General features: G+C 67.2%; 8 protein-coding genes and 2 pseudogenes. 7 read left to right on the top strand and 3 right to left on the bottom strand.

The window, feature by feature from the left end:
- Positions 1-425 precede the first annotated feature (425 nt).
- Together OHU89_RS53765 and OHU89_RS53760 are read left to right on the top strand one after the other, a co-directional pair.
- A complete protein-coding gene (locus OHU89_RS53765; RefSeq protein ID WP_331737612.1) occupies positions 426-1,262 on the top strand; it encodes a hypothetical protein in 837 nt (278 codons plus the stop codon).
- Positions 1,259-1,877, top strand: a pseudogene (locus OHU89_RS53760) (IS5 family transposase); the annotation flags it as partial. The gene OHU89_RS53765 and the pseudogene OHU89_RS53760, both read left to right, overlap by 4 nt.
- Positions 1,878-1,910: 33 nt before the next feature.
- Here OHU89_RS53760 and OHU89_RS53755 read toward each other — a convergent pair.
- Positions 1,911-2,718: pseudogene (locus tag OHU89_RS53755) on the bottom strand (class I SAM-dependent methyltransferase).
- A 607-nt stretch (positions 2,719-3,325) separates the two neighbouring features.
- Here OHU89_RS53755 and OHU89_RS53750 point away from each other — a divergent pair.
- From OHU89_RS53750 to OHU89_RS53730, 5 genes are all read left to right on the top strand, one after another.
- A complete protein-coding gene (locus OHU89_RS53750; RefSeq protein ID WP_331737611.1) occupies positions 3,326-4,591 on the top strand; it encodes a ParA family protein in 1,266 nt (421 codons plus the stop codon).
- Positions 4,588-5,769 carry a ParB/RepB/Spo0J family partition protein gene (locus OHU89_RS53745; RefSeq protein ID WP_331737610.1) on the top strand — a complete coding sequence of 394 codons (1,182 nt, stop codon included), beginning with the start codon at positions 4,588-4,590 and terminating at the stop codon, positions 5,767-5,769. Before OHU89_RS53750 ends, OHU89_RS53745 begins: the two co-directional genes overlap by 4 nt.
- Before the next feature lie 867 nt (positions 5,770-6,636).
- Positions 6,637-7,089, top strand: coding sequence for a MarR family transcriptional regulator (locus OHU89_RS53740; RefSeq protein ID WP_331737609.1), 453 nt, complete (start codon positions 6,637-6,639; stop codon positions 7,087-7,089).
- Positions 7,086-7,397: a replication initiation protein, RepL2 gene (locus OHU89_RS53735; protein ID WP_331737607.1), complete on the top strand. Its 312-nt coding sequence runs from the start codon at positions 7,086-7,088 to the stop codon at positions 7,395-7,397. Before OHU89_RS53740 ends, OHU89_RS53735 begins: the two co-directional genes overlap by 4 nt.
- Positions 7,398-7,750: 353 nt before the next feature.
- Positions 7,751-8,383, top strand: a complete 633-nt coding sequence (locus OHU89_RS53730) for a peptide deformylase (protein ID WP_331737606.1) — start codon at positions 7,751-7,753, stop codon at positions 8,381-8,383.
- 41 nt (positions 8,384-8,424) lie between these two features.
- On the opposite strand, the gene OHU89_RS53725 is transcribed toward OHU89_RS53730, so the two are convergent.
- Both OHU89_RS53725 and OHU89_RS53720 read right to left on the bottom strand, forming a co-directional pair.
- Complete coding sequence (locus OHU89_RS53725) at positions 8,425-9,426, bottom strand: helix-turn-helix domain-containing protein (RefSeq protein WP_331737604.1); 1,002 nt, start codon at positions 9,424-9,426, stop codon at positions 8,425-8,427.
- A gap of 114 nt (positions 9,427-9,540) precedes the next feature.
- On the bottom strand, positions 9,541-13,299 hold the full coding sequence (locus tag OHU89_RS53720) for a S8 family serine peptidase (protein WP_331737602.1): 3,759 nt from the start codon (positions 13,297-13,299) through the stop codon (positions 9,541-9,543).
- Positions 13,300-13,544: the final 245 nt, after the last annotated feature.

Here is a 13,544-nt window from a genome sequence, read left to right as displayed (position 1 = left end):
ACATGATTGTCGGCTCGGACGACCTGCCCATCGAGGCCAGGTGTGTCCCGAGCAGGTTTCCTGCGGGAGCGCGAGCGCTCCACTCCCCCAGCCTCACGCTGCAATGACGCCTCAGCTCAGAGTCGGATGACCGGCCGGGCTACTACGGCGTAATAGTTGCCTGGCGTGCTGCCCCGGAGTGGCGGTCAGAGAGCGTGGCTGCACTGTTGAGAACTCTCCGCCGACCAGGAGGAGGCGCCGGTGCGGATCGTCTTCAGCATGGCGCGTGGCATTCAACCGCAAGCCTCATGGACCTCTGTGACACAGCACCAGCTACGCCGACGGCCTCGTATTACGACGTAATAGGTCTGGCTCGGACTGGGGTGCCCTCTAGAGAGGCTGTTTCACATTCTGTGAATCGGGGTTGAGTGGGACAGGATGCCAGCATGACGAAACGCACGCGGAGTTCGGTCCGTCCCACGAAACCGCTGCTCAAGGCATCGATGCGAATCGGTCCCCTCGATGCTTCGGCTGTTGTCGGCGAGCTGCGTCAGATGCACGAGGACGCAGAGGATCCGGACGTGGAGCGGATGCCTGCCGATGACGAACTGCTCGGGGCACTGCTGTATGCGGAGAAGCACATCCAGGCGCTACGGAGGCAGTCGCCCGAAGTGCAGCGAGCCGCAGCTCTCAAGCGAGTGCAGCTGTGGGAGTACCTGCGCGAGCAGACCGAGATCCACCAGGCTCGTGCAGTGGATGACGCACGAAGCGCAGGAGCCCAATGGATCCAACTGGCTCCCGCGATGGCAGTGGCTGCGCCGAGCGCCGCCTACAACAAGGCGAAGCGACTGAAGGCCGTCGAGCTGACCGATGAGACTCCCCGAGCGAGCCATGTGCGTCGAACCCCCGAGGCGGTTCTCAAGGCGGAACGTCGACTCGCTCTGGAGCAGGCTGCCGAACGCCGCGCTCAAGAAGCAGCACAGCGGCGACACGAACTCTTGGTGCCCGTTGCTACTCGGCTGTTGGAACAACGCGAGGCGCTGCTGCGGGACGACGACGCTGACTACTGGCTGGAGGAGATCGAGGTGGTGCTGCCTCACTGCCAGACACCGCTGCAAATGGTGAGCCTGAACCGCTATCTCGACGCAGCCCTGCGGGCCCTGACCAAACTGCAGCAGGCCACGGCCCGTTCTGTCGCGCTCACCGAAGCGGCTCGTCTGGCGCTGGACGCCGCTCTGGAACTGCAACACGGACAGATCGAGAGCGATGAGGTCGGCACTTAGAGGGCGTGTGGGAACGGATGTTGACGGCTCTGCGGGAACGCGAGCGGGCACAGCTCGGCCGTGATCCCACTCCCAGCGCGGCCGTCGTGGACAGCCAGAGCGTTCGGGCCAGTGAGCGCGGTGGCCTGCACGGCTACGACGGCGGCAAGAAGGTCAGCGGCATCAAACGCCACCTGCTTGTCGATACCCGCGGCACCGTCCTGGTGGCCTGTGTGAGCCCGGCGAGCGTCGGCGATCGGGACGGAGCCGTTGTGTTGTTCACCCGGGCTGCCGATACCTTTCCGCGTCTGCGGCATGTGTGAGCGGACCAGGGTTACCGCGGCGCCGACTTTCATGCCTGGCGCCCGGGAGACCACCGGCATCACCGTGGAGGTCGTGCAGCGCCGCGACGGAGGATTCCGCTCGACCTGAACCCGGGTGGGACAACCGCCTCCGGCAGTGCCTCTCTTCGCCGTGGTTCCGCGACGTTGGGTGGTGGAGCAGACGTTTGCCTGGCTGGGACGATGCCGCCGCCTGTCGAAGGACTACGAGTACCTGCGCGTCTGCTCGGAGAACGCCATCTACCTCACCATGGCCATGCTCCTCGTGCACCGCCTCGCAAGACCAGCCCGCTGACAGGCTTTTCAGACGCCCTCTAGCTGCTCCCCTCTATCTATTACGGCGTAATAGATAGAGGGGACTCCGAGGAGCCAGTAGCGGGGGCACCTCCAGAACGAAGAACAGGAAGCACACTGCGGTCGAGAGGTCCTGGAAGTCGTCAGGGTAGGGCTCGCGGGCGCCAGATCGGGCTGTGGCTCGCTGATAACGGTCAGGCGGAAGCCGGCCGCGGTGAAGGCGTCGGTCATCGCGTGCAGTGGCCTGCGCCAGAAGGCCATCGGGGCGGACTACCCCACCAGGTTGGCCCAGTCGTCGGTGTAGTGGGTGGTGGCCTGATAGTCGGGCCGAGGATCCTGGATCGCGTAGTCCACGAAAGGATGCTGCACAGACACGATCAGTCGGCCGGCTGACCTGAGTACCCGCCGTATCTCGGCCAGCGTCGGCCCTCAGTCCTCCAGGTAGTGCAGCACCAACGAGGCGAGGACATCGTCGAACGCACCGTCGGAGAGCGGCAGCGTTTTGTTCAGGTCGGCCACATGCAGGGCGGCGTCGGCGACCAGCCGCCGCCGTGCCAGCCCCACCATCCCGGCGCTGGAGTCGAGGCCGGTGACGAGGGCGCCCCGGTCGCGTAGCGCGGCGAACAGGGGCCGGAGCCGCAGCCGGCGTCGAGGATCTGTCGGCTGGCTACCTCACCGGCGAGGCACAGCATCGCGGGCCTCTCGTAATAGGCGTTCAGAAGGCTGGTCTCGCTCAGAGCCGAGTACGCCTCGGCGGAGCTTGCATAGTCGTTCACCCGAGCCGGGGATGCGGGCTGGGCTGGCTTTCGGCGGCAGTCATGCTGCGCTCTCCGTCTTGTCATGTCGGCGTATCGCACTGGTGTCGTCCTGGCGATCGATGTCGATTCGGAACGCTCTGGTTCCGGCGCTGTCGTCCAGGAGCTCGCCAACGAACGCGCAGGCACTACGAGGCGGCATGCCACCCGCACAGCTCATGGGTGGGACCCGCGACAGCCTTCCGCTCATCGAGCGTCACAGATCAGGGGAATGAGCACCGCCGCGCCGCTAGCTGAGCTGGGATCGGTCGATTCGTCCCGCCGGGTCGCTGGAACGCCTCAGTCACCTTCGGTCCGAGCACCGACCTTTCGTCGACGCATTCACGGCGCTCACCCTGCCAAGTAGAGGGACAGCCGGTCCAGTCGAGCTGTCGGGGGGTCTCAGACCTATTACGCCGTAATAGGTCTGAGACCCCCCGACAGCTCGACTGGACACAGTGGGGGAGAGGTTCGGGAGGCTCAACGGCTTGTGGGGAGACGCGCGGCCGGGGAGGGTGGGTGGTCCCGTGTGGCTGGTGAACCCGGCAGAGCTATTACGCCGTAATAGGGGTGTTGAGGCTCCCCCGCATCACGAAGTCGCACTAACTAACGTGTCGATGCAGCAGATGATCTACGACGTTAGTAAGGTAGCGCCATGAGTATGCCAGCCACCTCAGGCGACCGGGCCAAGGTCGTCTCCAAGCTGCCGGGATGGCTCCGGCAGAACCTCAAAGTCAGAACCGCCCAACTCGGCGTCGAGATCCAGACCGCTGTCGAGCAGGGCATGTCCGCCTGGTGTGACCTTGCCTCAGCCACGGCTTCGGTCGACACCGCTGGAGCCGAGTCGTTCTCCACTTTCCTGCCGCCCGGGCAGTGGGAGGAGTTTCGCAGCATCGCGGAGGACCGGCGTGTATCCCTGATTCAGGGTCTCGCTCAGTCAGTTCAGCTCTGGCTCGATACCAACCCCTCGCCAGATGTCCAGCGTCCGGACATCACGCGGCGCATCGTCGTCTGCAACCAGAAGGGTGGCGTAGGCAAGACCGCCATCACCGCGGGAGTGGGGGAGGCCCTTTCGGAGGACCCCAACCAGTTGTTCCCCGTGCGTGTCGCCAAGGCTCTGGTCGCCGCACTCCGGGCCGGTGACGCACAGGCCGAGGCAAGCGAATCCGACACCAACCCGCTCGACATCGAGAAGCTTCCGGGGCAAGGGCTCCGGGTTCTCCTCGTTGACTTCGATCCTCAGTGCCACCTCACCAACCAACTGGGCGCGGCCCCCCTGGCGATGAACGGTGACAGCCTCACCAACCACATGGCCGGCGACCCCAAGGGTGAGTTGAAGGATCTGATCGTCTCTGTCGACGAAGATCACTTCGGGGGACGGCTGCACCTCCTGCCCGCGTGCCATGACGCCTTCCTTCTCGACGTACGCCTGTCCGCTGTGCGTGCTCGGGAGGCGGCCCTGGAGCGGGCCCTGATGCCGCTCGAAGCCGATTACGACGTAGTCATCGTGGACTGCCCGCCCAGCCTCGGCCTCAGCATGGATGCGGCCGCCTACTACGGGCGCCGACGTGACGGTGAAGGACCGGGCCAGTCCGGAGCCCTCATCGTCGTCCAGGCCGAGGACAGCTCCGCTGACGCCTATGACCTGCTGACGAACCAGATAGAGGATCTCCGCAACGATCTCGCCCTCGACATCGACTACTTGGGCATCGTCGTCAACCTCTACGACGGCCGACGTGGATACATCGCCACGTCGTCTCTGGAGGGCTGGGTCGACATAAAGGATCCTCGAGTCGTCGGCCTCATCAACGACCTCAAGGAACAGAAGGAAGCTGTCCGCATGAAGCAGCCTCTGCTGAGCTATGCGCCCGCCTCCCAGCAGGCCGTCGCCATGCGCGCACTGGCTCGGGAGATCTCATGAGCAAGGCCGACCAGTTGGGAGCCGGACGCTTCGGAGGAAGTGCCCGGCCCGTCAGCGCCCGCCGAGCCGCCATCGGTGCCGCCACCGGTGTGCCGACCGACGGCGTGGCTCCTCCCACACGACTCCCGGTCTCGCACATCAGCCCCAACCCCGAGAACCCGCGCACCACGCTCGGGGATCTGAGCGACCTCGCTAGCAGCCTCAAGGAACACGGCCAGAAGCAGGCCATTACGGTCATGAACCGTGACGTCTACATCAAGGCCAACCCGGCGCGTGAGAAGGACCTCGACCCAGACACCACCCATGTCGTCGTAGACGGCAGCAGCCGACTGGCAGCAGCTCGCGACGCGGGCCTCACCCACCTCAACGTCATGGTCGACGATGAGCAGGGCAGTGACGGCGACGCCATCCTCGAGTCCGCACTTGTCGCGAACATCCATCGAGCCGACCTCGACCCCCTGGACGAGGCACGGGCTCTCCAACGGCTGCTCGCCATTCACGGGTCACAGGTCAAGCTCGCCAAGCGGCTGCACAAATCACAGGGTTGGGTGTCCCAGCGCCTGGCTCTGCTCAACCTGAGCCCGGAGCTCCAGGCAGTCGTGGGGGAGGAGCCGGTCGAACTCCTGCGTTCCGTCGCCAAGGAACCGCACGATCGGCAGGAAGCCGCCCTCGAAGAGCTCAAGGCCGAACGCTCGCGTAAGGATGCGGAGCGGCGGGCGCCTGCACCGGTTGCGCTCCACGAAGAGACCACTCCCGAAGTCTCCGTACCTGCCCAGGCTGTCGATGACCGGGAGACCATCCAGGAACTGCCGACTCCCGAGCCGCCGGAGATCGTTACCCCAACCCGTCCCAGTGAGCGCGAGCCTGCGAGCAGTCCTTCTCCTGGTGTCGTCGAGGCAACGCCAGTAGAAGCGGAGGTAGTTGACCTTCCGGCGGAGGATGTATCCCTCGGGCAGGGGGAGACCGTGCCTGACCCCCGGGCGGCCGACAGCTTGTCTACCGATGAGGACACAGTCAAGGCCGATTCAGCGGCTGCTCGACGACTCCCTTACGACGATGGTGCGTTCATCGCCATGCACCTCATCCAGAAGATGAGCGACACCGAGTTCGACAAGATGCTGGACATCCTGAACGAGCATCAGAGCCAGCGCGTTGGGTCGCGGACCGCCGCTTCCTGATCAACATGCCTGTGGCCGGCACGAGCACTGTCTCGTGCCGGCCACAGGCGTTTCTCGCTATTACGCAGTAATAGGTGGGGCAGGTCCCACGGGCCCCAAGTCCGGCTCTGGCCGCATCACTTGACCCGCACGACGAGACTCAGGCCCGATCCGGCTCTGCTCGTTCGGCCGCGGGTCGTCCCTCCCGGGCGAGGGGTCGGCAGCTCCTCAGCCCTGGCGGGCTTGCGGTGCCCCGACGTAGCCCCTGCCGCCTCGTTGGCCGCTTTCCCGTTGTGGTGGGTTCACAGACGATTGGCGTGGCTGAGCCCAGCGGGGCTGATCGAGGCACACGCGCGCCTGAGAGATCGTGTGCCTGTTCGTCGTGGCTGGCTTTCTGTGGTGCGGGAGCACGGGGGGAGCGCTGTTGCCGAGCGTGCAAGTCGTGGGTTCAACCCGGTGCGGGTGACGGACCGGGCAGTCGACCGACCGAAGGCCAGCAGCGAGCCAGCGGAGTGGGGGAGCGGGGGAGTGGAGTACGGCGCTGTAGTTAAAGGGGAGAGAGCGCCATCTCCAATAGGGCTCTGACCTGCGGAAATAGGGGTTTCGACCACGATCGTACGAACTGGCAGGCAGTTCCTGTGACAGCGGAGGCAGTTCAGAGGAACTGGGTACCACGTTCCTAGGACAGCGGTAGATTGACGTCACGTACATGTCTAGCCGGGCATAGAGCCTCTGTTGAAGCGGTGTGCGAGTGGTCCCTGAGGCAAGCGACACGGCCGACAGGCGGAGTTAATTGATTTCCTGCTCATGTACGTTAAGTTCATGAGTGCGGTCCGAAGGCCGCCCCCGAAGGAACACTGCGGCAATGACCCATGCACGGAGGGCCTGTTGGGAGCAGTACGCAGACTGGTCGACGCCGACACAGGCGAGCCGGTCCCCTATGCGCCGTACGCCTTCTCGGGCAGGCACACCCAGGTGGACAAAGCCAGGGTCGAGGCCATCACTGAGTCGAGGGCGTTCACGCCCAGTGAGAAGTTTCTTGTTCTGTGGTGGATCGGCGTATCTCCCGAGGGGATGGAGCCGTTGAGAGCTACGGGAGCCGACATCGCCAAGAGGGTGGGCATGTCGACGGACGCGGTCGGGAAGATCAACAGGAAGCTGACCAAGCACCGTGTCCTCGTAGTCCGTGGACGCATCGGGAACTACAACCTGTACCGCATCAGCCCTTACATTGCTTTCCATGGAACAGGCTTGGAGCAGCGCGAAGCAGTGAAAGCATGTAATCCACCAGACATCCCCGGCTTCAACGAGAACACTCCAGCACGGTGGGAGGCAAAGTGACCAGTGACGACAAGCAGCAGAATCTCAGGCTGCTGGAGGCCACGGCCGGCATGACGGCCAACCAGCGTCTCGTCGTCATGCTGTATGCCTTGCACCCGACTGATCGTTCGGGTGCCGTTCTGGAGACAGCGGCTCAGCTGGCCCAGCTGGTAGGCATGGCGCCACCCGTCTTCTCTAGAACGCGGAAACAGGTCATCGGACTTGGCTGGCTCGAGGAGACCGAGAAGATCGGGCACATCAAGTACTACCGGCTCACCCCCGGTCGGCTGGGGGAGCGGGTCGTCGTTCCTCTGCGGCGGGCCACCTGAGACGTCCTGGCGATCGCCCCTCATGTACGTCACGTCAATGAGGGGCGATCTGTGGGACGCCTTCACTGCCGTATGGGTAATGACGACCTCTCCTCGATGGGCGAGAGGGGCGGGAGCGGTGGCGTCGGGTGCGAATCTTGCAAATGGGACATAGGTTCGCTAATCGGCGCTTGGTTCGAACAGTTCGATTCTTCGCTCAGAACGATTCTCCCGCAGAGGCCCTCGTGGCGGTCAGAGCGATTTCCGCGTCGGTACGGGTTCAGAGCAGGCAGCGGCGGCATCGCGCATGTGTCCTTCCTCACTCCTTGAGTGTTTGTGTGAACCCGGTCCCGGTCCGGCTCCGGTTGTCAGACATGGGAAGCAATGAACTCACCGACAAGGTGGCTCAACTCATCGAGAAGCCCGGGCCGCTCAGCATCGTCCAGGCCGGCGATCCGGTACTCCGGCAGAAAACCGCTTCCTACGACGGGCAGCTCGACGACGACATGTTGCAGCGTCTGATCGCCAGGATGCGCGAGACGATGGAACAGATCCACGGAGCCGTCGGACTGGCCGCGCCACAGGTCGGGCTGCCGCTGCGGATCGCGGTGCTGTCGACACCCGAAGAGTTCTCCGCCCGGTTGATCGAGCGCGGGCAGCAGCCGGTGCCGTTCACGGTGTTGGTCAACCCGTCGTACAAGGCTGTCGGACGACCGCGAAGTGCGAGCTTCGAAGGGTGCCTGAGCGTGGACGGCTGGCAGGCCGTGGTGGCTCGTCCCGAGCGGATCAGGCTGACTCGCGAGGACGAGACGGGACAGCGCCATGTGGAGGAGCATGCCGGGCTCGGGGCGCGGATCATGCAGCATGAGACCGATCATCTCGACGGGACGCTCTACCTCGACCGTGCCGAGCTGCGGTCCCTGTCCACGACGGAGCAGGCAGTGATGCGGTGGAGGGCCGGCGGTCTGGCTGACGCCGCCCAGCAGCTCGGTTTCCCGCTGCCGTAACAGGCTGCTGGGGCAGGGGAGTTGACGCCGAGCGCGCTCTCTCAGAGCCAGCTGCGGCGGGCTGCTTGCCAGGCGAGCTGCATGCGTGTCCCTGCCCCGGCACGTTCCATCAGACTCTGGATGCGGCGCTGGACGGTCCTTCGACTGAGGCCCATCTGCGAGGCGATCGCTTTGTCGGCGACCCCCGCGACCAGCAGGGACAGCAGTTTGCCGTCGGCCGGTGACAGGGAGGGCTGTGTCGCGGTGTCGTCCGTGGCCAAGCCGTCGCCCGCCTCGGAGAGATGCAGGGGGACGGCGTTCTCCCAGTAGCTCTCGAACAGGGCGACCAGGGCGTCGAGCAGGCTGCTGTCCCTGACCAGCGCGGTGGTCGGCTGGTGGGGACTGCCCTGGGGGCCGCCGGGCACCAGGGGGAAGATGCCGACGGAGCGGTCGGCGATCGCGAGGCGGAGGGGCAGCCACGGGACGGCGCGGGCGACCTCACCGGCGCGCACACCCGCCACGACGTTGTCGACGGCCCCCTCGTCGTCGAAGAAGGCCTTCTCGTACAGCACGCGGTAGCGGACACCCCGGGCGAGCGCCTCGAACTCCTCCGTGTTGCTGCCGGAGGGCATGGCTACGTACTGGGCGCGACAGAACCAGAGCATTTCCTCATGGGCGTTGACCTGGATCTGTCTCAGCCGCTGACGCAGGGCCTCCGCCCCGGTGATGACCTCCAGCAGCTGCCCGGCGTCGTGGCGGCGCGCGGTCTCCCGGTACGTCTCCAGCAGCCGGTCCGCCTCCGCCCGCGCCGTGTCCAGCGCATCGGAAGTCTGTTTGATGCGGGGGATGAGGGCCACGTCCGGGGGGACGGCCCGGAACACCCGAGGTGTGCCGTCGGTGTGGCTGGCCAGCCCTTGGTGCACGAGGGAATCCAGCACACGTGTGCTGTCGACCTCGCTCACGCCGGTACGCCGGGAGATGTCGTCGGCGGTTGCTCCGTCCGATGTCACGAGGAGCCGGTAGACGGCCTCCTGCTCCGGCGGGACTCCCGCGGCTTCCAGCATCCCGAAGGCCCTTCCCGCTAGTCGTGGTGTGGACAGTCCGAGGACTGTACTCCAGGCCGCGCGGTGGTAGGGGCGAGAGGCATGTGTGGCCTCCCGCCCCGTGGGCCGTGTTGGTCAGCGGCGCTCCGCCCAGGCGCGGGAGACCGTCTGTCGGACGCTGTTGCCCGCGGCGTCGCGGGCCGTGACGCGCAGGGTCACATATGAGATGCCGCTCCCGTGGCGCGGGTGGTCCATCGTGGCCCGGAATGTGTCGTGACCACGGTCGCGTACGTTCGCCGGACGCCAGGTGCGGCCGTCGTCGTACGAGATCTCGGCCTGCACCCTCGACCCTTGCGGGGCAGGTGCGCCGTCCTGGGTGCGGAGGGTGATGTCCACGCCGTAGGACCCGGCCCGGGTGACGGTGTTGTGGGCGTCGACGGGTACGGCGTAGTCGAGTTGGAGGAGGGGTAGCGCGGTGGGCTTGTCGGTGGGGGCCGAACGGAACGACCAGGTGGTCGAGGTTGCGGTTGCGTAGTCCCAGTCGGGGGAGGTGCGTGAAGTGTTCAGCTCCAGGCGGTAGTTGGCGGGGCCAGTGGGTACCTCGACGTCGGTCCAGGCGGTGTCGAGGTCGGTGAATTTGGTTCCGTCGCGGTAGAGGGACGCTGCCACCGTGTCTCCGACCGCTTGTGTGCGGCCGGTGCCGACGCCACCGCCGTCGGCCAGGTAGCGCGACCAGTGGCCGGACTGCGAGTCCGTGAACTCGGATATGCGCAGGCGCAGTACGTTGCCCTGCCGTACGGTCGGCTCGGCGGCGCCCGCGGGGATCGACGGTCGGAGCACGGCGCCCTGCCAGGTCTCCTTCGACTCGGTGCCGGCCCGGTAGGTGCGAGGGGTGTCACGCATGCCGAGCGCGAGTGGCACGTCGGGGTCGTAGACGGTGGTGTGGTGGACGAGGTGTTGCCAGACCGTGTCACCGGCGCTGACGTACTCGGTGCGGGTGAAGCCGGTGGGGACGTAGCGGTTGTACTGGAGCCAGGCCGTCTGCTGGTAGGGGCGTCGGGCGAAGCGCTGTTCGGCGGCCCAGCCACTGCCTCCGTTGTCCGCGTACGTGGTGCGCACCGTGGCGCTGTCGCGGGCGGAGACGGTGTAGGTGACGTGCTGCGGGATCTGCTGCCTGGACACCTGCATGACGTCGTAGAGGTAGGGGCTGCGGGCCGTGCCGCGGAAGGTCACCTCGGTGGTGTGGTGGTCGATCCGTTTCAGGATCTCGGCGCCAGTGGTGGCACCGATGCGGACGACCGGCAGCGGTGAGCGGTCGCCGTCCGGACCCCAGCGGGTCCAGGGGTTGTCGTCGAAGTGGACCAGCAGGACGCCCTTGGCGCCCGCTACCGCAAGCCGTTTCAGAGCCTCGTCGGTGCCGGTGCCCTGCTCGTCGGTGAGCACCGCGAGCCGGCCTCGGACGGCGCCGGTCGCGGGGGCGGCGGCGTCGCCCGCGTCGACGGCGCGCAGGGTGGTGCCGCGGTCGCCGAAGAGGGGCGAGGCCGGCATGTAGTAGGCGTTGAGGCGGCCGGGCAGGCCCGTGGCCCGTGCCTGGAGGAGCGGGGCGACGAGCTGCCAGCGGGAGGCGAACTCGAAGGTGCCGGTGCGCACTTGAGGGGTGGGGCTGACGTAGAACCGCTTGGCTATGTCGAAGAACATGGTGCCCTGCACCAGGGCGTGGCCGTCGAGTTCGCGGTAGGTCTGGTAGCTGAGGACGCCGCGCTGTTCGGCGGGTTGTGGGGTGCGTATCTGGACCGGGACGGTGCTGCGGGCGTCCACGGTGACGGTCGTGTCCTTGGTGACCCGCACGTCCGGCAGGACGACTTCGCGCAGTTCCTGGCCGTCTTCGGCGGTGCTGAGGAAGGTGCGGCTGACCTGGTAGGTGCCTTCCTCCACCTCGGCGACGCCGTGCTCGGGGTCCGTGTAGGTCACGAAGCCGCCGGGGCCCCAGATGATCGGCTGTCCGGGGATACGGTCGCCGTGCTCGTCGTACGTCCGCACGGTCAGCCGGTGTACGGGGCCGTGCACGATCAGGCTGAGCGTAGTGTGCACGGGCGGGGCGGTGGTGCCGGAGGGGGTGCCGGTGACGTAGCCGTAGTAGGTGCCCTGGCCGGCCTTGGCCGGGTCCACGGTGAGGGGGACGGTGGCGGTGCCGTGTGCGGGAACACGTACGGAGTCCGCGAGGCGGACGGCGTCCGCAGGGGCCGGGCGGCCGGAGGTGTCCGTGAGGCGGGGTGTCAGGTCGAGGGTGACGGACTGGTCGGAGGTGTTGGTGTACGTCAGGTCGAACGTCCGTGCCGGATCGCTGAGTTGGAAGGAGCCCGTGGTGAGGCTGCCGGTTGCCGTGACCGTGCCGAGGGCCGCCGCGACGGTGCCGACGCGCCCGCCGCCCTGTTCCGTGGCCTGCTGGCCGGTGACGGTGCGGGCGGTGCTGACGAGGGCGTCCTTGAGCTGGCGGCCGGTCCAGTCGGGGTGGCGCTGGGCCACCAGGGCGGCGGCGCCCGCCACATGGGGAGTGGCCATGGAGGTGCCCGAGTAGCCCACGTAGTACTGGTCGACCACGTCGCCCTCGGTGGTGCCCGCGGCGCGGGCCGCCACGATGCCGACGCCGGGCGCTGTCACGTCCGGCTTGACCGCGCCGTCGCCGGCCCGGGGGCCGCGGCTGGAGAAGGCGGCCAGCGAGTCGTCCCGGTCGACCGCGCCCACCGTCAGCGCCGAGTCGGCGGCGCCCGGCGAGCCGACGGTGGAGGCGCCGTCCCGGCCGTTGTTCCCGGCGGCGATCACGAACAGGGTGGGGGTGGTGCGGGAGAGCGCGTCGACGGCCTGGCTCATCGCGTCGGAGCCGTCGCCTGCCTCGTTCGAGCTGAGGCTCATGCTGACGACCTTGGCGCCCTGGGCGGCCGCCCACTCCATGCCGTCGATCACCTGGGACTCGGAGCCGGAGCCGTTGTCGCCGAGGACCTTGCCGACGAGGAGGTCCGCGCCGGGGGCCACGCCCTTGCGGGTGCCGCCGGAGGCCGCGCCGCTGCCGCCGACGATGGAGGCGACGTGCGTGCCGTGGCCGTAGGGGTCGTCGGTGGTCGTACTGTCCGAGAAGTTCGCAGTCTTGACGACTCGTCCGGCCAGGTCGGGATGGGTCTGGTCGACTCCTGTGTCGAGGACCGCGACCTTGACGCCCTCGCCGTGCACACCCGTCTGCCAGACGGTCGGGGCGCCGATCTGGGCGGTGCTGCGGTCCAGGACCGCGTGTACCCGGCCGTCGAGCCATACGCGGGGGATGGCGGCCGTCTTCGACTCGGTGGCGCCGGGCGCAAGTTGGTGCCAGAACCGGCTCAGGTCGTCCTGCGCGACATGCAGCGAGCGGGCGCGGATGCTCGGCAACTCCCTTGTGGGGGAGCCCTGTTCGGCGAGGGCGGTGAGCCTGTCCGCCGTGCGTGAGGCCGCGGTGCCGGAGGTACCGACCATCAGTGGCAGCGCGTCCGTGTGCGCGTCGTCGTAGCCCTGCGCGAGCAGGGAGGTGACGTCGAACAGCGCCCGGTCCAGGCGGCCCTGGGACACCAGAGGTGAGGCGTCGGAGGGGAGCACCGTCAGGTGCCCGTCCTGTTCGAAGGTGTGGAAGACGATGCCGTCGCGTCCGGGACCGGGCCGCACCGAGGCCGTCTGCCGGCCGTCGGGGCCCTTGGCTACGGTCACGTTGTCGCCGGTGATCAGGCGGACGGTCGCCTCGCCGGACGCGGCCCAGGTCGCCGCCCTGGCGTGCGGCAGCCCTGGTGGGTCGGCGAACGACGGGGTGACCGCCGCCGCGGCCAGTGCGACGCCCGCTGTGAACGTCGCCAACAAGCGGATGTGTCTCATCGGTTCTGTGCCTCTCCCGGCGCGCTGCGTGCCGTTCATCTGCGCGACAGAATCCGACGCCCGCGAGGCAGGTGTCACTCGATACCGATGGCACAGCTGGGACATGGCACAAGGGTGACAGGTGACATGTGCAACCAACGAAGCTGTCAATCACCGGCTTGACGGGTGACGGGAATGACTGCCATGATTACGTCACCGCCTCAACTGGTGACACGAAAAGTGTCCTGGTCAGCGGGGCGCCCGAA

Origin of the sequence: Streptomyces sp. NBC_00019 (assembly GCF_045041015.1) — a bacterium.
Lineage (GTDB): Bacteria > Actinomycetota > Actinomycetes > Streptomycetales > Streptomycetaceae > Streptomyces.
Note: the sequence above shows the minus strand (reverse complement) of the source record. Positions and strands in the feature narration are given on the sequence as shown.